At 63.8% G+C, this 21,835-nt stretch carries 17 protein-coding genes; 5 read left to right on the forward strand and 12 right to left on the reverse strand.

Annotation, left to right across the window (positions count from 1 at the left end):
• Window positions 1–4: 4 nt before the first annotated feature.
• From E8Q40_RS11595 to E8Q40_RS11605, 3 genes are read right to left on the reverse strand one after another with little or no spacing between them, the layout of a single operon-like run.
• A complete protein-coding gene (locus tag E8Q40_RS11595) occupies window positions 5–205 on the reverse strand; it encodes a hypothetical protein (protein ID WP_137044709.1) in 201 nt (66 codons plus the stop codon).
• On the reverse strand, window positions 202–1,335 hold the full coding sequence (locus E8Q40_RS11600; protein ID WP_137044710.1) for a PepSY domain-containing protein: 1,134 nt from the start codon (window positions 1,333–1,335) through the stop codon (window positions 202–204). The genes E8Q40_RS11595 and E8Q40_RS11600 overlap by 4 nt, the downstream gene beginning before the upstream one ends.
• Window positions 1,336–1,340: 5 nt before the next feature.
• Window positions 1,341–3,488: a TonB-dependent siderophore receptor gene (locus E8Q40_RS11605; RefSeq protein WP_168197810.1), complete on the reverse strand. Its 2,148-nt coding sequence runs from the start codon at window positions 3,486–3,488 to the stop codon at window positions 1,341–1,343.
• Between the two features lie 411 nt (window positions 3,489–3,899).
• Here E8Q40_RS11605 and E8Q40_RS11610 point away from each other — a divergent pair, with 411 nt between their 5' ends.
• From E8Q40_RS11610 to E8Q40_RS11620, 3 genes are read left to right on the forward strand one after another with little or no spacing between them, the layout of a single operon-like run.
• A complete protein-coding gene (locus E8Q40_RS11610; protein WP_137044712.1) occupies window positions 3,900–4,964 on the forward strand; it encodes an HlyD family secretion protein in 1,065 nt (354 codons plus the stop codon).
• Window positions 4,961–7,669, forward strand: coding sequence for a ribosome-associated ATPase/putative transporter RbbA (gene rbbA, locus E8Q40_RS11615; RefSeq protein WP_137044713.1), 2,709 nt, complete (start codon window positions 4,961–4,963; stop codon window positions 7,667–7,669). The genes E8Q40_RS11610 and rbbA overlap by 4 nt, the downstream gene beginning before the upstream one ends.
• Window positions 7,670–7,672: 3 nt before the next feature.
• Window positions 7,673–8,794: an ABC transporter permease gene (locus E8Q40_RS11620; RefSeq protein ID WP_137044714.1), complete on the forward strand. Its 1,122-nt coding sequence runs from the start codon at window positions 7,673–7,675 to the stop codon at window positions 8,792–8,794.
• A gap of 74 nt (window positions 8,795–8,868) precedes the next feature.
• Here the strand turns inward: E8Q40_RS11620 and gltA are convergent, their stop codons facing one another.
• Entirely contained in the window at window positions 8,869–10,179 is a 1,311-nt protein-coding gene (gene gltA / locus E8Q40_RS11625) for a citrate synthase (RefSeq protein ID WP_137044715.1), read from the reverse strand.
• A 225-nt stretch (window positions 10,180–10,404) separates the two neighbouring features.
• Window positions 10,405–11,829, reverse strand: a complete 1,425-nt coding sequence (gene gltX, locus E8Q40_RS11630) for a glutamate--tRNA ligase (protein WP_137044716.1) — start codon at window positions 11,827–11,829, stop codon at window positions 10,405–10,407.
• Between the two features lie 134 nt (window positions 11,830–11,963).
• Between gltX and E8Q40_RS11635 the strand changes: the two genes are divergently transcribed.
• Entirely contained in the window at window positions 11,964–13,676 is a 1,713-nt protein-coding gene (locus tag E8Q40_RS11635) for a glutamine--tRNA ligase/YqeY domain fusion protein (RefSeq protein ID WP_137044717.1), read from the forward strand.
• A gap of 114 nt (window positions 13,677–13,790) precedes the next feature.
• The gene (locus tag E8Q40_RS11640) at window positions 13,791–16,058 is read left to right on the forward strand and encodes a ComEC/Rec2 family competence protein (protein ID WP_137044718.1); all 2,268 of its coding nucleotides are present in this window, start codon (window positions 13,791–13,793) and stop codon (window positions 16,056–16,058) included.
• Window positions 16,059–16,168: 110 nt separating this feature from the next.
• On the opposite strand, the gene lexA is transcribed toward E8Q40_RS11640, so the two are convergent.
• The 7 genes from lexA to E8Q40_RS11675 form a co-directional block, all read right to left on the reverse strand.
• Window positions 16,169–16,879, reverse strand: coding sequence for a transcriptional repressor LexA (gene lexA, locus E8Q40_RS11645; protein ID WP_137044719.1), 711 nt, complete (start codon window positions 16,877–16,879; stop codon window positions 16,169–16,171).
• A 137-nt stretch (window positions 16,880–17,016) separates the two neighbouring features.
• Window positions 17,017–18,225 carry a gephyrin-like molybdotransferase Glp gene (gene glp / locus E8Q40_RS11650; protein WP_137044720.1) on the reverse strand — a complete coding sequence of 403 codons (1,209 nt, stop codon included), beginning with the start codon at window positions 18,223–18,225 and terminating at the stop codon, window positions 17,017–17,019.
• A gap of 2 nt (window positions 18,226–18,227) precedes the next feature.
• Window positions 18,228–18,752: a cyclic pyranopterin monophosphate synthase MoaC gene (gene moaC, locus E8Q40_RS11655; protein WP_137044721.1), complete on the reverse strand. Its 525-nt coding sequence runs from the start codon at window positions 18,750–18,752 to the stop codon at window positions 18,228–18,230.
• Window positions 18,753–18,756: 4 nt separating this feature from the next.
• A complete protein-coding gene (gene trpC / locus E8Q40_RS11660) occupies window positions 18,757–19,569 on the reverse strand; it encodes an indole-3-glycerol phosphate synthase TrpC (protein WP_137044722.1) in 813 nt (270 codons plus the stop codon).
• A gap of 6 nt (window positions 19,570–19,575) precedes the next feature.
• Window positions 19,576–20,601, reverse strand: a complete 1,026-nt coding sequence (gene trpD, locus E8Q40_RS11665; protein WP_137044723.1) for an anthranilate phosphoribosyltransferase — start codon at window positions 20,599–20,601, stop codon at window positions 19,576–19,578.
• A gap of 10 nt (window positions 20,602–20,611) precedes the next feature.
• Window positions 20,612–21,253 carry an aminodeoxychorismate/anthranilate synthase component II gene (locus E8Q40_RS11670; protein WP_137044724.1) on the reverse strand — a complete coding sequence of 214 codons (642 nt, stop codon included), beginning with the start codon at window positions 21,251–21,253 and terminating at the stop codon, window positions 20,612–20,614.
• A 75-nt stretch (window positions 21,254–21,328) separates the two neighbouring features.
• A complete protein-coding gene (locus tag E8Q40_RS11675; protein ID WP_137044725.1) occupies window positions 21,329–21,814 on the reverse strand; it encodes a cupin domain-containing protein in 486 nt (161 codons plus the stop codon).
• Window positions 21,815–21,835: the final 21 nt, after the last annotated feature.

A 21,835-nucleotide genomic window follows, 5' to 3' on the forward strand; every position in this document is an offset into this window, starting at 1 on the left:
ACCGTCAAGGAGCGCGGTCGCGCCTCAGCAGGTAGCCGGTCGCAATGAGAGGGGCGATGCCAAGGCTCGACCAACCAACGATGTCCCACCAGCCGTCGTCCAGCAGCGCCGCGACCAGCCCGATCCCGCTCAGGACGCCGATCAGGGCTGGGACGGCGAAGATCTGTTTGAGTGACTGCGGTTTTCGACGGGTCTTGCCGGTCATTCAGCAGGAACCGCGACGGCTTGGCTGAGGCGCCGCCGGCCAAAACGCCGCGCAACCCACAGATAGAGCCCGCTCCCCAGCACGACGATCGTCAGGATGTCGAGCACGGCCCAGACGATCTTCAAAGGCATGCCGCCGTAATCGCCGAAATGGAGCGGCTGCGACAGCAGCAAGGTCTGAACGTACCAGGGCATGACCCGCGTATCGGCAAAGCTGCCGTTTGTCGCATCGATCAGGACCGGTTGGAACAACCGCGATGTCAGCGGCGTGTCGCCACGCATGAACACGGCATAGTGCGCGGTGCTCGTGAACGCCGTGCCCGGATAGGCGATGAAAAAAGGAACCATGCCCGGCAGCTTTTCCTGCGCCGTGTCGACGGCCTTCTGGATGCTGTAGAAATTCTGCGGTAGCGGCGCGCTCTTGTAGGGCCCGACCATCCCGGTCAATTGATCGACTTGCCACAGCTTGAGGACGAGATCGGCCCAGGTGTTGATGACACCGGTAAATCCGACCACCACGGCCCATACGATGGTGACTGCACCGAGCAGGTTGTGGATGTCGAGCCATTTGAGAAGGCGCGATTTCGTCTTTCGCACGGTGCCAAAATCGAGTTTTCGCATGGCCGGGGCGTAGACAACCACGCCGGAAATAATGGCGACAACGAGAAGCAAGCCCATGAAGCCGAGAAACAGCTTGCCTGGCAGGCCGGCGAACAGATCGACATGCAGTTTGAACAGATAATAGGTGAGGTGCCCGTCCGCCGGCGGCGCGTCGAGATACTGGGCGGTGTGCGCATCCATGCGCAGGGAACGGTTGTTTTCCGAGGGCGCGTCCTGCGCCTTGGCGACGCTGAGCCAGATGACATTCGGATCGTCGCGGTCCCAGATGAGGAATTGCAGGAACTCGCCCGGTGCTTTGGCCATACCGTTGGCGATGACCTTGTCGAGATCGGCCGCCGGCGTGCCGGGCGCGACCTTCGCCGCCGGCACGGTCTCATGCAGGAAATCGTCAATCTCCTCATGGAAGATCAGAGGCAGACCGGTCACGCACAGTAACAACATGAACAGCGTCGATATGAGGCTGGTCCAGGTATGGACGAATGACCAGGCGCGGATTGTTCTTGTCTGCATGGCAGCTACCAGCGGTAGGCGAGGCTGGCGGTCGTGCGCATGCGTTCGCCGTAGTAGCAGGCCGAGGGCGACGAACAGGACGCGACATAAGTCTTGTCGAACAGGTTCACGACATTGATCGCGGCGCGCCAACCCTTGATCTCGTAGTGCACGGTGGCATCGACCAGCGTGTAGGACGGCACTGGCATCGTATTGTCCGTATCCGCCCAACTCGATCCGACATAGCGAACGCCGCCGCCGAAACCGAAACCGGCGAGTACGCCTGACTGTAGCGTGTAGTCCGCCCAAATCGAACCGAACTGCTCGGGAACGCCGGTGGGCATTTTGCCGATATTGGCTGGATTGAGATCCTCCGTCGTCTCCATGTCGTACATGGTGTAGGCGGCTTTGAGCTTCAGCCCCGGCAAAGGCGTGGCGACGGCTTCGAATTCCCAGCCGCGCGATTTGACCGCGCCGGTCTGCGTGGAAAGCAACGGGTTGCCCGGATCGGTCGTCAGCACATTGCGGCGGGCGAGATCGAAATAGGCGGCGCTGAAATGGCCGTTGAACCAGGACGGCTCGATCTTGACGCCGACTTCGGTCTGCCGACCCGTCTCGGGCTCGAGCAGCTGGTTCGTGACCGAATTGGTGCCGATCACAGGATTGTAACTCGTGGAGTATACGACATACGGGGCGACACCGCCTGGCAGCAGATAGCTGAGGCCGGCCCGGCCGCTGAAGCGGCCGTCGTTCCGGGATTGGTCGGCGCCGATGTGGTTGTCGTTCTCGGTGCGAACAGAATCGTAGCGACCGCTGAGCGTCACGATCATTCGGCCGAGTTTGATCTGATCCTGGCCGTAGACCCCGCCGGTGCGCTGCGTGAGGTAATAGTCCTGGAACGGCGCGCCGCTCGCCCTGGCGGTGGGCGTATAAACGGGATTGATGAGATCGAGCGGCGTCGCACCAGCAAAAACGCCGTAGTCGTCGATGGTGTAGTACTTCAAGTCGGCACCCACCAATGCCGTGTGTGACAGCGGTCCGGTGCGAAACTTGTATTCGAGCTGATTGTCGAGATTGAACTGGTTGGCCGTCGGGTTGTCCCAGAAGTTGAAGCGGGCGAGGTTCGCGGCGGCGGCCGTGGTCGCGTAGCCGACTCCATAAACCTGGGTCAGATGCACATCGTCATGAGCGTAGCGGGCATTCTGCCGGAACGTGACACTGTCGGACAATGCCGTTTCGAACTGGTAGCCGACCATCTGCTGGTCTCGGCGATGTTCGTCATTGCTCGGCTCACCGGTGAAGCGTGACGTCGAAATGCGGCCATAGGGCGCGGCCGTAACGGTGCCTTCATAGGGCAAGAAGTTGAGCCCGTTGGTTTTGGTCCGCGAGATCGACGCCAGCAGCGTCAACGTGGTGTTCATGTTTGGCTTCCACGTCAACGCCGGATTGATGAAATAGACGTCGTTCTTGGTGTAGTCGGTCTGGGTGTCGCCCGCCTGGGCCCATCCGGTCAGCCGGTAATAAAACTTGCCGTAATCGGACGCGACCGCCAGCGGCCCGCCAATATCGAAACCGACATGGCGGTTGCCATAGTTGTCGACGCCAATCTCGATTTCGTGCTGGGCCGTCATCGGCGGCCGCTTGCTGGTCGCATTGATAACGCCGCCCGGACTGCCACCGCTGTAAAGCGCCGCGGACGGGCCGAGCAGAACATCGACGCGGTCGAGCGCATAAGGATGCAGCTTCCAGCTCGCATAAGAGGTGTAAAAGAGCTGCATGCCGTCGAGGAAGATTGCCTCGTTCTGCGAGGTGAAGCCGCGCAGCAGGAACCAATCATTGCGATAGTCGGAGCCGAAGGTCTCGCCTTTGACTCCGGCCGAGTAGCGCACGGTTTCTGCGAAGGTCGCCGGCTTCTGGTCGCGCATCTGATCGCTGGTGACGCTGCTGATTGACTGCGGCGTTTCGATCCACGGTGTGTTCGTCTTCGTCGCGGTCGTCGAGCGTTTGACGACATAGTCCTCGGTATCGGACGACGAGTCCGCTCGCCGCGTGGCGTTGACTTCGATGGTGTCCAGGCTGACGGTCGGCGCGGATTGCGCATGCGCGGCAGACCCAAACACCACGGGCCCAAGCACCATTAGCAATGCCGCCATGCTGACGGTTCGGCTCAGCATCGACGTTATGCTCTTTGTCGAAAGACCTGATCCGAACGCCCGCCACCGCGTCTGCATTGCCTGCCCCATTCGAACGAATGACTATTGGCGACAGGTAACCCGGTCCGGAAACGCCGACAAGACATTTATTGCCGTGATATCAATAGCTTAGAACTAGAATAATTTCAGTTTTGGTGGACGAAATGGACCTTGGCGCCGGTGCGTTAGCCGACTTTCCAATTCACATACGCGACGACGTCTCATCGCTTCGCTATTACTCCAACGCACGGCGACCGTCGCATTAACGCTGACGGACCGAGCGTTGCGGTAGGTCAACATTTCTGTTCGGTGACCAGGCTAAGCAATAACATAAGGCCGGGTCGCAAGCGAAACGTGCTTCCGGTGGCGAGCGGCAAGACAGGGCTTGGCAACGTGAATAAGACAAGAACATTGATCGCCGTAATTGCCGTCGCGATCGTCGGCGGTGGTTATGGGCTGTGGCACTGGCTCAATGCCTCGCCGCTGCCTCCAGGGATCGCGAGCGCCAACGGCCGGATCGAAGCGACCGAGATCGACATCGCGGCGAAAACGCCGGGGCGTCTCAGGGAGGTCATGGTCGACGAAGGCGACTTCGTCACCACGGGCCAGATCCTTGCTCGGATGGATACGGACGTCCTCGAAGCGCAGCTCCGCGAGGCGCAGGCGCAAGTGCGGCGCGCCACCATCGCGATCGACACGGCGCGCAGCCAGGTGGTGCAGCGCCGGGCGGAGAAGCAGGCCGCCACCGCGGTGATCGCTCAGCGCAACGCCGAGCTCGACGCCGCGCAGAGGCGCTTCGATCGCTCCGAACAACTCGCCAAGTCCGGCAGCGGCTCCATTGAAAGTCTCGACAACGACCGGGCCCGCTACGAAGGAGCAAAGGCTGCGGTCAGTGCGGCGGAAGCGCAGGCGGCGGCCCTCGATTCTGCGATAAGTGCGGCGCAGGCGCAGGTGATCGACGCCGAGGCCGCAGTCGATGCCGCCAAGGCGACCGTTGATCGCATCAAGGCCGATATAGCGGATGGCACGCTGGTCGCGCCGCGTGACGGAAGGGTTCAGTATCGCGTCGCGCAGCCGGGAGAAGTGCTGGGGGCGGGCGGCAAAGTTCTCAACATGGTCGATCTCAGCGACGTCTACATGACGTTCTTTCTGTCCACGGAAACCGCCGGCCGCGTCGCGATCGGCAGCGAGGTTCATCTGATCCTCGACGCCATCCCGCAATATGTCGTGCCTGCGCGCGCAACCTTTGTCGCCGATGTCGCCCAGTTCACGCCGAAGACCGTCGAGACGGCGGAAGAACGGCAGAAGCTGATGTTCCGTATCAAGGCTAAAATCGCGCCGGAACTGCTGCGGAAATACATCCGTCAGGTCAAGACGGGCCTGCCGGGAACCGCCTATGTGCGGCTGAATGCCGATACGAAATGGCCACCCCAGCTCGAGGCCAGGCTGCCGCAATGAACCGGGAAAGCGCCGTGCCGGTCGCCCGGCTGCGGGACGTAGTGCTGCGATACGGCACGGTGCGGGCGCTCGATGGCATTACTCTCGATCTTCCGTCCGGCGGCATGGTTGGTCTGATCGGCCCCGACGGCGTAGGCAAATCCAGTCTCTTGGCGCTCATTGCCGGGGCACGCCGCGTGCAAAACGGTGACGTGGAGGTGTTCGGCGGCGACATGGCGAAAGCTCGCCACCGCGGCGAGGTTTGCCCACGCATTGCCTACATGCCGCAAGGGCTCGGCAAGAACCTCTATGCGATGCTCTCGGTTCGAGAGAACATCGACTTCTTCGCCAGATTGTTCGGGCAGAGCGCGGCCGAGCGCGAGCGCCGGATTGCCGCGCTGACCGAGAGCACTGGCCTTGCGCCGTTTCTCGACCGTCCCGCCGGCAAGCTGTCGGGCGGCATGAAACAGAAGCTCGGCCTTTGCTGCGCGCTGGTTCATGATCCCGACCTGCTCATTCTTGACGAACCGACGACCGGCATCGACCCATTGTCGCGGCGCCAGTTCTGGGAGCTGATTGATCGCATCCGGGTCAGCCGTCCCGGCATGAGTGTCATCGTCGCCACGGCCTATATGGAAGAGGCCGCCGGTTTCGATTGGTTGATCGCGATGAACGCCGGCCGCGTCATGGCCGAGGGCACGGTCGATGATCTGTTGCAGCGAACGCAGGCCGCCAACCTGGAAGCCGCATTTGTCAGCCTGCTGCCGGACGAGCAACGGCGCGGCCATCGCGCGGTCGAACTTAAACCGTTGCCACCGGATCATGGCGAAGTAGCCATCGAGGCGCGCGACCTGACCATGCGCTTTGGCGATTTCGTCGCCGTCGATCATGTCAGCTTTCGGATTCCTCGCGGGGAAATCTTCGGGTTCCTCGGCTCCAATGGGTGCGGCAAGACCACGACCATGAAGATGATGACGGGGCTTCTCGAGCCGAGTGAGGGTGAAGCGCGGCTCTTCGGGCAGCCCCTCAATCCGAACGACCTGGAGACACGCCGCCGGGTCGGTTACATGTCGCAAGGTTTCTCGCTCTACGGCGAACTGACGGTGCGGCAGAATCTCGAACTGCATGCGCGACTGTTCCAGCTGCCGCCCGACGAGATACCGGCCCGCGTCGAGAATGTGGCCCAGCGCTTTGAGCTGACCGGCATCATGGACGTCCTGCCGGGCAACTTGCCGCTTGGACAGCGCCAGCGATTGTCGCTCGCCGTGGCCATGATCCACGCGCCGCCACTCCTCATCCTCGACGAGCCGACCTCAGGCGTTGATCCGGTGGCGCGTGATGCTTTCTGGCAGACCCTGATCGACCTTTCGCGCAACGACGGCGTCACCATCTTCATCTCCACTCATTTCATGAACGAAGCGGAACGCTGCGATCGCATTTCGCTGATGCATGCGGGCAAGGTTCTGGCCAGCGATACTCCCGCAGCTTTGGTCCAGACGCGGAAGGCGAGAAGTCTGGAAGCAGCGTTTATCGGTTACCTCGAAGACGTCGTCGAAGAGCCTCCCGTTACGCCTCTGACGACAGAGGCGGTTACGCCGGCCGAGCGGCGAAAGAGCCGCCGGTTCGATCCGCAACGGATGTTCACTTATGCACGGCGGGAGGCGCTGGAATTGCGCCGCGACCCGGTGCGGGCAACGTTGGCGCTGGTCGGCACCGTGATTCTGATGTTCATCATGGCCTTCGGCATCTCCATGGATGTCGAAAACCTGACGTTTGCCGTGCTCGACCGCGATCAGACGACGACGAGCCAGAATTATACGATCAACATTGCCGGGTCGCGCTATTTCCTGGAGCGGCCGCCGATCACGGACTACGCCGATCTGGACCGGCGCATGCGTGCCGGGCAGCTGACGCTGGCCATCGAAATTCCGCCTGGCTTCGGCCGCGACGTCGCGCGCGGGCGGCCGGTTGCCATCGGCGCCTGGGCGGACGGCGCCATGCCGATGCGCGCCGAAACCGTGCAGGGTTATGTGAAGGCCCTCCATACGCAATGGCTGACCCAGCAAGGCGCCGACGCAAGTCCCGTGAACATCGAGCTTCGCTACCGGTACAATCCCGACGTCAAGAGCCTGGTTGCCATGGTGCCGGCGGTCATTCCGATGCTGTTGCTGCTCATTCCGTCGATGCTCACCGCGCTCAGTGTGGTGCGCGAGAAGGAGCTTGGATCGGTCATCAATTTCTATGTGACGCCAACGACGCGGCTGGAGTTCTTGCTAGGCAAGCAGATCCCTTATGTGGTGCTCGGGATGTTCAATTTCCTCCTGCTGACGCTCATGGCGGTGACCGTGTTCGGCGTGCCGCTGAAGGGCAGCTTTCCTGCATTGGCCGTCGGCGCGTTTCTCTATGTAATCGCGGCAACCGCCATGGGTCTCGTCATGTCATCGTTCATGCGCAGCCAGGTGGCTGCCATTTTCGGCACGGCGGTTGCGACTCTCGTTCCGGCCGCACAATTCTCGGGATTTATCGATCCGGTTTCGTCGCTGCAGGGCATTGGCGCCTTCATCGGCTCGGTCTATCCGACGACCTACTTCCTGATCATCTCCCGCGGTACCTTCGCCAAGGCGCTTCACTTCACCGACCTGCAGGCGATGTTCGTGCCGCTGCTGCTGGCGATCCCGGTCCTGCTCGGCGTCTGTGCGCTGCTGCTGAAGAAGCAGGAGAGCTGAGCGATGAGGCTGTCCAACATCGTCACGCTCGGCATTAAGGAGATGCGCAGCCTGATGCGCGACCCGTTCATGGTCGGCCTCATCGTCTATGCCTTCACGCTTGCCATCTACACGGCGGCGACAGCGATGCCGGAGACGCTCAATAAGGCGCCGATCGATGTCGTCGACGAAGACGGTTCGGCGCTGTCGACGCGGCTGATGTCCGCATTCTATCCGCCGTACTTTACGGCGCCGACACGGATCACGACGGCGCAGATGGACACTCGGATGGATCATGGTACGACCACTTTCGCCGTCGATATCCCGCCGAACTTTCAACGCGACGCACTGGCGGGACGGCATCCGGCCATCCAGCTCAATGTCGACGCGACCCGCATCAGCCAGGCTTTCACCGGCGCTGGCTATATCCAGACCATCATTGCCACGGAGACGGCGGCATTCCTGCGCCGCTACCGCGCGGAAACGGTGTTGCCGATCGATCTTGAACTACGCATGCGCTTCAATCCGTCACTGAACAAATCCTGGTTCGGCGCCATCATCGAGGTGATCAACCAGGTAACGCTGTTGTCGATCATCCTGACCGGAGCTGCGCTCATCCGCGAACGAGAGCACGGCACCATTGAGCATCTGCTGGCAATGCCGGTGACGCCATTCGAAATCATGGCGAGCAAGATTTGGTCGATGGGCCTCGTCGTGCTGGTTAGCTGCGCGGTGGCATTGGCGCTGGTGGTGCAGGGGATACTCTCGATCCCGGTCCAGGGATCGGTGGCGCTGTTTCTGGCCGCAGCGGCGGTCAACCTGTTCGCGACGTGTTCGCTCGGGATATTCCTCGCCACCATGGCGCGCTCGATGCCGCAATTCGCGCTGATCGTCATTCTGGTCATTGTGCCGTTGGAGATGCTGTCGGGCGGCGTTACGCCGCGCGAAAACATGCCGGTGCTGGTGCGTGACATCATGCTCGTGGCGCCGACGACACATTTCGTCCTGCTGTCGCAAGCCGTTCTGTTTCGCGGCAGCGGCCTGTCCGTCGTGTGGCCGCAGTTGCTGGCGCTGACTGCCATTGGTGGCGTGCTGTTCGGCGTGGCGCTGACGCGCTTCCGCAAGGCTATCGGCGAGATGGTTTGAAGGTGACGGCGGCCAGCCATAAAAAAGGCCGGGCGCTCGGCCCGGCCTTTGATTGTCGTCGATAACGAAGCGGCCTACTTGCGCCGCGAGATCGGCACGTAGTCCCGGTTGGTCGCGCCGGTGTAGAGCTGGCGCGGACGGCCGATTTTCTGCTTCGGGTCCTCGATCATTTCCTTCCACTGCGCGATCCAGCCGACGGTGCGGGCGACCGCGAACAGCACGGTGAACATCGTGGTCGGGAAGCCCATCGCCTTCAGCGTGATGCCCGAATAGAAGTCGATGTTCGGGTACAGCTTCTTCTCGATGAAATACTCGTCGTGCAGCGCGATGCGCTCGAGCTCCATGGCGACGTCGAGCAGCGGATCGTCCTTGATGCCGAGCTCGGCGAGGACCTCGTGGCAGGTCTTCTGCATGATCTTGGCGCGCGGATCGTAGTTCTTGTACACGCGGTGGCCGAAGCCCATCAGGCGGTACGAGTCGTTCTTGTCCTTGGCACGCCGCACGAATTCCGGAATGCGGTCGACGCTGCCGATCTCGGAAAGCATGTTGAGCGCCGCCTCGTTGGCGCCGCCATGTGCCGGGCCCCACAGACAGGCGCAGCCGGCCGCGATGCAGGCGAATGGATTGGCGCCCGACGAGCCGGCCAGACGCACCGTCGAGGTCGAGGCGTTCTGTTCGTGGTCGGCGTGCAGGATGAAGATGCGATCCATGGCGCGCGCCAGCACCGGGTTCGGCTTGTATTCTTCAGCCGGCACCGCGAAGCACATGCGCAGGAAGTTGGTGGCGTAGTCGAGATCGTTCTGCGGATAGACGAAGGGTTGGCCGACCGAATATTTGTAGGCCATCGCGGCGAGCGTCGGCACCTTGGCGATCATGCGGATCGACGCGATCATGCGCTGCGTCGGGTCCGAGATGTCGGTGGAGTCGTGATAGAACGCCGACAGCGCGCCGATCGAGCCGGTCATCACCGCCATCGGATGCGCGTCGCGGCGGAAGCCCTGGAAGAAGCGCGTCATCTGTTCGTGCACCATGGTGTGGCGCGTGACGCGATAGTCGAAATCGGCCTTCTGTGCCGCCGTCGGCAGTTCGCCGTAGAGCAGGAGGTAGCAGGTCTCGAGGAAGTCGCCGTGCTCGGCGAGCTGGTCGATCGGATAGCCGCGGTAGAGCAGCACGCCCTCGTCGCCGTCGATATAGGTGATCTTCGACTCGCAGCTCGCCGTCGAGGTGAAGCCGGGATCGTAGGTGAAGATGCCGCTCTGGCCATAGAGCTTGGAGATGTCCAGCACATCCGGCCCGATGGTGCCCTTGTAGACGGGCATGTCGAAATTCTTGTTACCGACGGTGATCGAGCCGGTTGCTTTGTTGGCGTCCGTTTTGGCGTCCATGGTCGAGCCCTCGGATTGGCAGCGGCGAAGCGCTTTGTTCTTGAACCTCGGAGCCGGATGGAACGGTGCCTGGGGAAGGACGGCATCCGGCTTTTCATTTCGGTAGCCCATCCGTGTGTGCGCTGCAAGATCGGGCAGGCGCATGGGCTGCCCGGCATATGGGCATGAAAGGCGTGAGCAAAAGATTGACGCGGCGTAAAAAAGCCGTCCGGCCCGTATGGCGGTTCAAGCCGCCGCTTGTTCGCGCAGCCGCGCCAGGCTCTCGATGCGGCCGAGTACGGCGAGCACGTCGAAAATCGGCGGCGAGGTAGTCTTGCCCGTCAGCGCCGCGCGCAGGGGCTGTGCCACGGCGCCGAGCTTGACCGAGGCGGTTTCGGCAAAGCCGCGTATGACGGCCTCGATCGCCGGACCATTCCAGTCGGTGACCTTTTCGAGCGCCGGCACCAGCCGGGCGAGCAGGGACCGCGCCTCGGGGGTCAGCAAGGCCTTGGCCTGATCGGTGATCTCCAGCGGCCGGTCGGCCCACAGGAAACGAGATGCCTCAAAGAGTTCGATCAGGGTCTTGGCGCGCTCCTTCAGACCCGGCATGGCGCGCTGCAGCTTCTCCCGGAGGTCGGCCGTCAGTTTGCCGGCTAAGACATCTCCCCCGGCAATATGCGGCAGCAGGTCCTCCAGCGCCTTGATGAGATCGGCGTCGGGCGTCGAGCGGATGTAGTGGCCGTTGAGGTTTTCCAGCTTGGCGAAGTCAAACCGCGCGGGCGAGCGTCCGATGGCCGGCAGGTCGAAGGCGGCGACCATTTCCTCGGGCGTGAAGATTTCCTGATCGCCATGCGACCAGCCGAGCCGGACGAGGTAGTTGCGCATGGCCGCCGGCAGGTAGCCCATGGCCCGGTAGGCATCGACTCCCAGCGCGCCATGTCGCTTCGACAGCTTGGAGCCGTCCGGCCCGTGGATCAGTGGAATATGCGACATGACTGGGACCGACCAGCCGAGCGCCTCGTAGATCTGCTTCTGGCGAGCGGCATTGGTCAGATGGTCGTCACCGCGGATGATGTGGGTAACCCCCATGTCGTGGTCGTCGACCACGACGGCGAGCATGTAGGTCGGCGTGCCGTCCGAACGCAGCAGCACCAGGTCGTCGAGATCGGAATTCTGCCAGACGACGCGGCCCTGCACCTGGTCCTCGACCACGGTCTCGCCGGAAAGCGGCGCCTTGAGCCGGATGACCGGCTTGATGCCGGCCGGGGCTTCCGAGGCGTCGCGGTCGCGCCACAGGCCGTTGTAGAGCTTGGAGCGGCCTTCCTTGCGCGCGGCTTCGCGCATGGCCGTCAGTTCCTCGGGCGAGGCGTAGCAGCGATAGGCGCGGCCCTGCGCCAGCAACTGCTCGACGACCTCGCGGTGGCGGGCGGCGCGGGAGAACTGGAAGACAGGCTCGCCGTCCCAGGTCAGGCCGAGCCAGCTCAGACCGTCGATGATGGCGGCGATCGCCGCATCGGTCGAGCGTTCGCGATCGGTGTCCTCGATTCGCAGCAGCATCTTGCCGCCGCAATGCCGCGCATAAAGCCAGTTGAACAGAGCCGTGCGGGCGCCGCCGATATGGAGGAAGCCGGTCGGAGAGGGCGCAAAACGGGTGACTACGGGGGCGTTCATCGCGCGCCCTCTACCACAGGTTTGGCCAACGGTGCCAAGGCATTTGACATAACGGTTACGGCCACGTCATTGGGAGCGCTGGGCCGTCCCGGACGGGGTGCCGCGCGGCGGATTTTTCAGGTTCAGAGAGCAGCATGGCGAGCGACGACAAGGTGCCGGGAGAATTGGTGGCGGCAGGCGAAGAAGGCGCGGGACGCGACTTCATTCGCGACATCGTGGCGGGCGACCTTGGCGCCGGCAAGATCGCGGAGGTGGTGACCCGCTTCCCGCCGGAGCCGAACGGCTACCTGCACATCGGTCATGCCAAGTCGATTTGTCTGAATTTCGGCATCGCCGAGGAATTCGGCGGCCGCTGCCACCTGCGTTTCGACGACACCAACCCGGCCAAGGAGGAGCAGGAATACATCGACGCCATCGAGCGCGATGTGCGCTGGCTCGGTTTCGACTGGGGCAAGCACCTCTATTTCGCCTCGGATTATTTCGACCGCCTTTATGGCTGGGCCGTCGACCTCATCAAGGCCGGCAAGGCCTATGTCGACGACCAGTCCCAGGAGGAGATGCGTCTGGCCCGCGGTACCCTGACCGAACCCGGCAAGAACTCACCGTTCCGCGACCGTTCCGTCGAAGAGAACCTCGACCTGTTCTCGCGCATGAAAGCGGGTGAGTTCCCCAATGGCGCACGCGTGCTGCGCGCCAAGATCGACATGGCCTCCGGCAACATCAACCTGCGCGACCCGGTGCTCTATCGCATCATCCACGCGCATCACCCGCGCACCGGCGACACCTGGAAAATCTATCCGTCCTACGATTTCGCCCACGGCCAGTCCGACGCCATCGAAGGCATCACCCATTCGGTCTGCACGCTCGAATTCGAGGATCACCGGCCGCTCTATGACTGGTTCATCCAGAACCTGCCGGTGCCGTCGCAGCCGCATCAGTACGAGTTCGCGCGGCTCAATATCACTTATACGCTGCTGTCGAAGCGTATCCTCAACGGTCTCGTCAAAGGCGGGCACGTCTCGGGCTGGGACGATCCGCGCATGCCGACCATTGCCGGCCTGCGCCGCCGCGGCGTGCCGCCGGAAGCCATCCGCGATTTCATCAAGCGCGTCGGCGTCGCCAAGGCCAACTCGACCGTCGACCTCACCATGTTCGACTTCTCGATCCGCGAGGTGCTCAACCGCACGGCGCCGCGCCGCATGGCGGTGCTGCGGCCTTTGAAGGTCGTGATCGAGAACTATCCGGAAGGCGAGGGCGAGGAGATCGAGGCCGTCAATCACCCTGACGACGCGGCGCAGGGCTCGCGCAAACTCAAGTTCACGCGCGAACTCTACATCGAGCGTGACGACTTCATGGAAGTGCCCGAGAAGAAGTTCTTTCGCATGGCGCCGGGCCGCGAGGTGCGCCTGCGCTATGCCTATTTCGTCACCTGCAAGGAAGTGGTGAAGGACGCGGCCGGCAACGTCACTGAGCTGCGATGCACCTACGATCCGGCATCGAAGGGCGGCAATTCGCCGGACGGCCGCAAGGTCAAGGCGACCATCCACTGGGTGTCGGCCGAGCATGCCGTGCCGGCGGAGCTGCGGCTTTACAATCAGCTCTTCACCGATCCCGCGCCCAGCGCCGATCCCGAGACCTTTGCCAAGGGCATCAATCCGCAGTCGCTGGAAGTCTTGAGCGATGCGCGTCTCGAGCCGGCACTGGCGGAAGCCAAACCCGGCGAAGCGATCCAGTTTGAGCGGCAGGGCTATTTCGTGCTCGACCGCGACAGCGCGCCCGGCAAGCTCGTGTTCAACCGCACCATCGGTCTGCGCGACACCTACGCCAAGGATGTGGCGAAGGGGTAGGTGTGGCCCGATAGGCGGCTAAGTACGCTTTCCCCGAGAACGTTCACAACCGTTCCCCTAATCTGCAACCCATGGCTGCGATAGCCTGATCCCGGTTGTGCCGGGGGGCGTTGCGTGGCCAGTCCGCCAAAAAGCCGTTCGAAAGCGATTGCAGCAGGTCTCGCCGCCGCCGCCGGCCGCCGTGCCGGCGTCTGGCCGGGCTGGCTCGATGCCTTCAGCGAAAAAGCCGGCAAAGTTCTGGCGTCCTGGACCGCCGCCGAAGTGGCACCGGGCCGTCTGCTGCCTTGGTTGCCGGTTGCGTTCGGCACCGGCATCGCTGCGTACTTTGCCGCCGATCGCGAACCGGCCTGGTGGGCTGCGTCGGGACTTTGTATGGCGACGCTTGCGATCGCCTATGCGGCGCGCAAGCATCCCTTTGGTTTTCCGCTGACGCTGGGGCTTGCCGCTTTCGCAGCCGGCTTCGGTATCGCGACACTCAACACCGCACGCATCGACCATCCGATCCTGCGCAGCGCGACCTGGAGCGCGCAGGTGTCGGGCTTCGTCGAGATTCGCGAGGAGCGGGCCAAGAGCGACCGCATCGTCGTGCGGGTTCACAAATTTGAGGCACCGCGCATCACGGAAATACCGGAGCGGGTACGCGTCTCGGTAAGAAAGAGCACGGCGCCGGCGGTGGGTACGTTCGTGGCGTTCAAGACATATCTGGCGCCGCCCCTCGAGCCCCTGCGACCCGGCGGCTACGACTTCGCGCGCGATCTCTATTTTCAAAAGATCGGCGCCTCCGGCTATGTGCTTGGCCGTGTTCGCCAAGAAGCTGCGCCCGTGAAGCCTGGTTTGTGGCTGTCCTATGCAACTTTCTTCGACGGCCTGCGTGACAGCATGGACAACCGAATTCGTGCGATTCTGCCGGGCGATCGCGGCTCGATCGCCTCGGCGCTGATCACCGGCACGCGCGATGCGATATCGCCCGCTGTCAACGACGCCATGTACGTCTCAAGCCTGGCGCATGTGTTGTCGATCTCCGGCTATCACATGGCGGTGGTCGCCGGCATGGTGTTCTTTGTCATCCGCGCCGTGCTGGCGCTGGTTTCGTCGCTGGCGCTGACGCGACCTATCAAGAAATGGGCGGCGCTTGGCGCGCTCGGGGCGGCAACGTTCTATCTGATGTTGTCCGGTGCCGAAGTGGCCACCCAGCGCTCCTACATCATGGTCGCCATCGTGCTCGTTGGCATTATGGCCGATCGTCCGGCGATCACATTCCGCACCCTGACGGTGGCGGCGCTGATTGTCATGGCGCTGACGCCGCAAGCTCTGGTGCATCCGAGCTTCCAGATGTCGTTTGCCGCAACGCTCGCCTTGGTCGCGCTCTATCAGACCTCGCTGCGCTGGCAGGCGGGCGCCGACAGCCCGCTCGCGGCACGCATTGCGCTGTGGGGCGGGCGAGAAATCGCCGCACTGATCCTTGCCTCGCTGGTGGCCGGTTTAGCGACCACGCCGTTCGCTGCCTTCCACTTTCACCGCATCGCGCCTTACGGCGTCATCGCCAACCTTCTGGCCATGCCGGTCGTGTCGGTGGTGGTGATGCCCATGGGCATTGCCGGCGCGCTGACCATGCCGTTCGGCTTCGATGCCGTGTTCTGGAAGCTCATGGGCCTCGGCCTCGACTGGATGATCGCGGTCGCGCTCTGGGTGACGCAATTGCCCGGCGCGGTGGGGCCGATGCCGGCCTTCGGCGTCGGGCCGCTGCTTCTGGTGACGCTGGGCTTGCTGCTGCTCTGTCTGCTGCGCTCGCCACTGCGCTGGAGCGGTGCGGCCTGTGTCGTCGTCTCCGCGGTCTGGGCGCTGGCGACGCCGCAGCCGGATGTCTTGATTGCCGGCGACGGCCAGACCGCGGCCGTGCGTGGCGCGTCCGGACATCTGGTTTTCCTGCAGCGTGGCCGCGACAGCTTCGCGGTCAAGGAATGGCTCTCGGCCGATGGCGACATGCGCGGCACCGATGGTACGAAACCGGATGATGGCGTTCGCTGCGACGCCATTGGCTGCACGGCGACATTGCGCGATGGGCGCACCGTGGCCTTCGCGTCGTCTGTCGAGGCTTTTGCCGAAGACTGTGCGCGCGCCACTGTGGTCCTGTCTTCGCGGACGGCGCCCCGCGCTTGCGAGGCCATGCTCATCGACCGGCCGGCCTGGCAGCGCCATGGCGCTGCGGCGCTCTACGTCAAAGGCGACAGTTTCGATATGGAAGTGGCGCGGCCAGTAACGCAGGACCGGCCATGGGCGAGAGCGCGCAAGGTCCCGGCGGCCGATGCCTCAACGCAAAACATCCGACGCAATGCGCCGGATGCCACGCCGCGAACGGAAGATCTGGAAGCGGGGGATTGAGGCTGTCATTCCGGGGCGCGGCCTTTTGGCCGCGAACCCGGAATCCATAATCCCGGTCAGTGTGTATGGATTCCGGGCTCGCGCTTTCAGCGCGCCCCGGAATGACCGAGCTAATACCTTCTGAACATCGCCACCAACTTGCCCTGGATGCGCACACGATTGGGCGGCAGGATACGCACCTCATAGGAGGCGTTGGCGGGCTCCAAGGCGATCGAGGCGCCGCGGCGGCGGAAACGCTTCAGGGTGGCTTCCTCGTCGTCAATCAGCGCCACCACGATGTCACCAGTATCGGCGGCCTCGGAGCGGCGGATGAGGGCAATGTCGCCGTCGAGAATGCCGGCGTCGATCATCGAGTCGCCGCGCACTTCCAGCGCGAAATGTTCGCCGGTCGAGAGCAACTCCGGCGGCATGTTGATGACATGGCTGCGCTGCTGGATCGCCTCGATCGGCGTACCGGCGGCGATGCGGCCCATGACCGGTACCGAGATCGGCCGCGCCGCGTCGTCTTCCGTGACCACGGGGCGCGCCTTGCCGAGATTGCCCTCGATGACGCTCGGGTTGAACCCACGCACGCGGCCGTTGCCGCCGCCGAGACCGTGCTGGACCGAGTCCGGCAGCTTGATCACCTCGATGGCGCGGGCGCGGTTGGCGAGGCGCCGGATGAAGCCGCGCTCTTCCAGCGCGGTGATCAGGCGGTGGATGCCGGACTTGGAGCGCAAATCCAGCGCATCCTTCATTTCGTCGAAGGAGGGCGGCACGCCGGTTTCGGTCAGCCGCTCGTGGATGAACCGCAGGAGTTCGAATTGTTTGCGCGTCAGCATCGTGGGTCTCCCGGTCGCGGCCGATCCCGCAAAGCCTGATTGGCGCGGAATCATCCGAAACAAAGCATGAACGGACACTATCTGTTCGATATGTGTTCCGCAACCACTTAATTTGGCGTGAACAAGTCGAGAGGCCGCTAAAACCCGAACTTAAGGATGCGGCAGCGGCTGCCGGCCTTAGCCGCAGGGGCTTGCGGCTCCCGAATCAACAGGCAACCGGCCTGCGAGAGTGGTGCCATCAGGGAACTATCCTGATTCTGGACCGGCGTCGCGATCGGACCATCGGGGCCGGACTCCAGCGTGGCGCGCAGATAGTCGGCGCGGTCGTCATTGGCTGGAAGATCGCGGCCAAGGATGGCGGATTCCGGCGGCGTCTCGATGTCGCTGCGGCCGGAAAGCTTGCGCAGCAGCGGCAGCAGAAACAGGAAGGCGCAGACGTAGGACGACACCGGATTGCCCGGCACACCGAGCACATGCATGGCGCCGAGCCGGCCGTGCATCATCGGCCGGCCGGGGCGCAGCGCGACCCGCCAGAATGACAGATCGAGGCCTTCGGCCTTCAGCGCCTTCTGCACCAAGTCATGGTCGCCGACCGAAGCGCCGCCACTGGTGAGCAGCACATCGACCTTGGCTTCGCGCGCCTTTCGAATGCGGCCGCCGATGTCATCGAGCGTATCGCGGGCGACGCCGAGATCGATCACCTCGGCGCCGGCGGCGCGTGCCAGCGCTGTGAGTGCGAAGCCGTTGGAATAGACGATCTGGCCGGGGCCGAGCTCACTGCCGGGCATGACCAGTTCATCGCCAGTGCCGAGCACCGCGACGACGGGCCGGCGATGAACGCGCAGCCGCGGGTGGTTCATGGCGGCCGCGAGCATCAGGTCGCGATCGGTCAGCGCCCGGCCTTTCTCAAGCAGGACCTCGCTTTGTTTGAAATCGATGCCGGCGTAGCGGACATTGCGGCCTTTGATGGCGGTCTTCTCGACCGTGACCTTGTCGCCGTCGCGGCGGGTAAGCTCCTGGATGACGACGGTGTCGGCGCCATCGGGGAGTACGCCGCCAGTGAAGATGCGCGCAGCTTGGCCCGTCTCGACGAGGCCGGCGAAAGGATGGCCGGCGGCGACTTCACCGATCACCGTCAGCGTCGCCGGCGGTGTGGCGATGTCCTCGGCGCGCACCGCGTAGCCGTCCATCGCCGACACGTCGGCCGGAGGCTGGGTGCGCAGCGCGGTGACATCCTCTGCCAGCACGCGGCCCTGGGCGTCGCTCAGGGCGACCTCTTCGATGCCCAGCGGCTGGGTATCGGCCAACACCCGCGCCAAGGCCTCGGAGACCGGCATGAGGGGCATTGTTACGCTTCCGCCTTGTAGGGGCCTGACTTGCCGCCGGTCTTTTCCAAGAGGCGGATGCCCTCGATGCGCATCGATTTTTCGATGGCTTTGGCCATGTCGTAGATGGTCAGGCAAGCGATCGACACCGCCGTCAGCGCCTCCATCTCGACGCCGGTCTTGCCGGTGACCTTGACGGTCGCCTGCACCAGGAAACCTGGGAAGCTGTGCTCGGGGAAGATATCGACCGTCACTTTGGTGATCGGCAGCGGGTGACAGAGCGGGATCAGGCCATGGGTATGTTTGGCCGCCATAATGCCGGCGAGACGGGCGGCGCCGAGGACATCGCCCTTCATCGCATTGCCGGCGATGACGGTGTCGAGCGTCTCCTTGCGCATGATGACGCGGCCCTCGGCCACAGCAACGCGCTCAGTCGGCGCCTTGGCCGAGACGTCGACCATGTTGGCCTGGCCGGTCCGATCGATATGGCTGAGCTTTGGCTTCGCGGTGACCTTGGCAGGTTTCCTGGCGGCCTTCGCTTTCGCCATCGTTCTACTCCGCGGCGGCGTGGCTGGGGCGGGCGAGCAAGGCGCGGGTGGCGGCGGCGACGTCGGCCTGCCGCATCAGGCTTTCGCCGATCAGGAAGGTCGAGATGCCGACGGTTTCCAGCCGGGCGAGGTCGGCGGGCGTGAAGATCCCGCTCTCGCCGACGATGACGCGGTCCTTGGGCACGAGAGGCGCGAGGCGCTCGCTGACCGTGAGGGAGGTTTCGAAGGTGCGCAGGTCGCGGTTGTTGATGCCGATCAGGCGTGATTTCAGCTTGAGGGCGCGCTCCAGCTCATCTTCTGCATGAACTTCAACAAGAATGTCCATGCCATATGAAAAAGCTGCGCTTTCCAGTTCTGCGGCGGCGCCGTCATCGAGGCATGCCATGATGATCAGAATGCAGTCCGCGCCCCAGGCCCGCGCCTCGGCGCACTGGTAGGGCTCGAACATGAAGTCCTTGCGCAGCGCCGGCAGCGTGGTCGCCTCGCGGGCGGCGGTGAGGAACTCAGGCTTGCCCTGGAAGCTCGGCGCGTCCGTCAAAACCGAAAGGCAGGTCGCGCCGCCGGCCTCATAGGCCTTGGCGAGTGCGGGCGGGTCGAAATCCGGCCGGATCAGCCCCTTGGACGGGCTCGCCTTCTTGATCTCGGCGATCAGCGCGTAGTCGCCGGCGGCGATCCGCATCTCGATGGCGCGCTGGAAGCCGCGCGGCGCGGGCAGGGCTTTGGCCTGCGCCTCGAGGTCGGCCAGTGAGCGCACGCGCTTGGCCGCCGCGATTTCCTCGCGCTTGTAGGCTTCGATCTTCTTCAGGATATCGGCCAAGTGGAATTACTCCTCCGTGGCGCAGGATACCGCAATCAGGCGGTCAAGCCGACCCTCGGCTTCGCCGGAATCGATCGACTGCGCCGCCATCGCCGCGCCTTCCTTGAGGTCCTTGGCCTTGCCGGCGACGATGAGTCCCGCCGCGGCATTGAGAATGGCGACGTCGCGGAACGGCCCCGGCTTGCCCTTGAGTACATCGAGCAACGCCTTGGCATTGGTGTCGGCATCGCCGCCCTTGAGCGCGTCCGGCTTGGAGCGCGACAGGCCGGCGTCCTCCGGCGTGATCTCGAAGGTGCGGATCTTGCCGCCCTTGAGTTCCGCAACCGTGGTCGGGCCCGCGGTGGTGATCTCATCGAGGCCGTCGGAGCCATGCACCACCCAGATGCTCTCGGAGCCGAGATTGTTCAGCACCTGCGCCATCGGCTCGACCCAGTGCTTGGAGAAGGTGCCGATCATCTGCCGCTTCACCGAGGCCGGGTTCGACAGCGGTCCGAGCAGGTTGAAAATGGTGCGGGTACCGAGCTCGACGCGGGTCGGGCCGACATTCTTCATCGCCGGGTGATGCGACGGCGCAAACATGAAGCCGATGCCGGCTTTGGCGACGCATTTGCCAACCTGCTCGGGCGTCAGGTCGATCTTGACGCCGAGCGCCATCAGCACATCGGCCGAGCCGGATTTCGATGACAGCGCGCGGTTGCCGTGCTTGGCGACCGGCACACCGGCGCCGGCCAGCACGAAAGCGGCGCAGGTCGAAATGTTGTAGGAGCCGGAAGCATCACCGCCCGTGCCGACGATATCGACCGCATCGGCGGGCGCTTTCACGCCGAGCATCTTGGCGCGCATCGTCGTCACCGCGCCGGTGATCTCATCAACCGTTTCACCGCGCACGCGCAGCGCCATCAAAAGACCGCCCATCTGCGAGGGCGTCGCTTCCCCCGACATCATGCGGTCGAAGGCACTGGCCGCTTCGTCGCGGGAGAGGCTGGCGCCGGTTGCGACCTTGGCAATCAGCGATTTGAATTCGTCGGCCACGGTCGTCTCCTCAACTCGCCAGATGCGCCGGCTCGCGCGTGGCGCCGGGCGAGGCCGTCGTGCGGCCCTGTTTCTTGTTCCAGGCGGCAGCCAGCTCCAGGAAATTGCGGAGCATCAGATGGCCGTGCTCGGACGCGATGCTTTCGGGATGAAACTGCACGCCATGCAGCGGCAGCGACGTATGCGCCATGCCCATGACGAGGCCGTCGGCGGTCTGCGCATTGACGCGCAATTCGGCCGGCATCGAGCCGCGCTCGACAATGAGCGAGTGATAGCGCGTCGCCTTGAACGGGCCGTTGATGCCGCGGAAGACGCCCGTGGCGTCGTGGCTGATCTCGGAGACCTTGCCATGCACCATCTGCGGCGCGCGGATAACTTTGCCGCCGAACACCTGGCCCATGGCCTGGTGGCCGAGACAGACGCCGAACATCGGGATGGTCGGCGCGGCGGTCTTGATGAGGTCAAGACAGATGCCGGCCTCGTTCGGCGTGCAGGGGCCGGGGGAGAGCACGATGCCTTCCGGCGCCATCGCCATCACCTGATCGACCGTGATCTTGTCGTTCCGATGGACGACGACGTCCGCCCCCAGCCCACCCAGGTAATGGACGAGGTTGAAGGTGAAGCTGTCGTAATTGTCGATCAGGACGATCATCGGGGTCGGACTTCGTGGCGGTCCAAGGTCTTAAGACCCGCTCGGAGGGGGGTCAAGGATGGCGCCCGTTCGGCCTCATCCCTTATGGATCGGGTCGATCCAGGCGACGTTTTCCGGCTTTTCGGCCGGCTCGATGTCGAGATTGACCACCACGGCCTCGTTATCGGAGCGGACGAGCACGCATTCCAGCACCTCGTCGGGGCTGGCATTGATCTCCTGATGCGGCACGAAAGGCGGCACGTAGATGAAATCGCCCGGACCGGCTTCGGCGGTGAATTCCAGGTGCTCGCCCCAGCGCATGCGCGCCTTGCCGCGAATGACGTAGATCACGCTCTCGAGTTCGCCGTGATGGTGCGCGCCAGTCTTGGCGTTGGGATGAATGGAGACGGTACCGGCCCAGAGCTTCTGCGCGCCGACACGGGCGGCGTTGATCGCCGCCTTGCGGTCCATGCCTGGCGTCGAGGCGGTGTTAGGATCGAGCGAATTGCCGGGGATGACACGGACGCCGTCGTGCTTCCACTTCGGCTCATGGGAATGATCGTGCGAGTGATCGTGGCTCATGCCGCGTCTCCTGTACTTCCA

It is taken from the genome of Pseudolabrys sp. FHR47 (genome assembly GCF_005153485.1).
Lineage (GTDB): Bacteria > Pseudomonadota > Alphaproteobacteria > Rhizobiales > Xanthobacteraceae > Pseudolabrys.

Excerpts from the sequence above, each read along its gene's own strand:
- E8Q40_RS11670 (WP_137044724.1), bottom strand. The coding sequence starts at position 21,253 with ATGATCGTCCTGATCGACAATTACGACAGCTTCACCTTCAACCTCGTC.
- E8Q40_RS11635 (WP_137044717.1), top strand. The coding sequence starts at position 11,964 with ATGGCGAGCGACGACAAGGTGCCGGGAGAATTGGTGGCGGCAGGCGAA.
- moaC (WP_137044721.1), bottom strand. The coding sequence starts at position 18,752 with ATGGCGAAAGCGAAGGCCGCCAGGAAACCTGCCAAGGTCACCGCGAAG.
- E8Q40_RS11595 (WP_137044709.1), bottom strand. The coding sequence starts at position 205 with ATGACCGGCAAGACCCGTCGAAAACCGCAGTCACTCAAACAGATCTTC.
- rbbA (WP_137044713.1), top strand. The coding sequence starts at position 4,961 with ATGAACCGGGAAAGCGCCGTGCCGGTCGCCCGGCTGCGGGACGTAGTG.
- E8Q40_RS11605 (WP_168197810.1), bottom strand. The coding sequence starts at position 3,488 with ATGCTGAGCCGAACCGTCAGCATGGCGGCATTGCTAATGGTGCTTGGG.
- glp (WP_137044720.1), bottom strand. The coding sequence starts at position 18,225 with ATGCCCCTCATGCCGGTCTCCGAGGCCTTGGCGCGGGTGTTGGCCGAT.
- E8Q40_RS11600 (WP_137044710.1), bottom strand. The coding sequence starts at position 1,335 with ATGCAGACAAGAACAATCCGCGCCTGGTCATTCGTCCATACCTGGACC.
- gltA (WP_137044715.1), bottom strand. The coding sequence starts at position 10,179 with ATGGACGCCAAAACGGACGCCAACAAAGCAACCGGCTCGATCACCGTC.
- lexA (WP_137044719.1), bottom strand. The coding sequence starts at position 16,879 with ATGCTGACGCGCAAACAATTCGAACTCCTGCGGTTCATCCACGAGCGG.
- E8Q40_RS11675 (WP_137044725.1), bottom strand. The coding sequence starts at position 21,814 with ATGAGCCACGATCACTCGCACGATCATTCCCATGAGCCGAAGTGGAAG.
- gltX (WP_137044716.1), bottom strand. The coding sequence starts at position 11,829 with ATGAACGCCCCCGTAGTCACCCGTTTTGCGCCCTCTCCGACCGGCTTC.
- E8Q40_RS11620 (WP_137044714.1), top strand. The coding sequence starts at position 7,673 with ATGAGGCTGTCCAACATCGTCACGCTCGGCATTAAGGAGATGCGCAGC.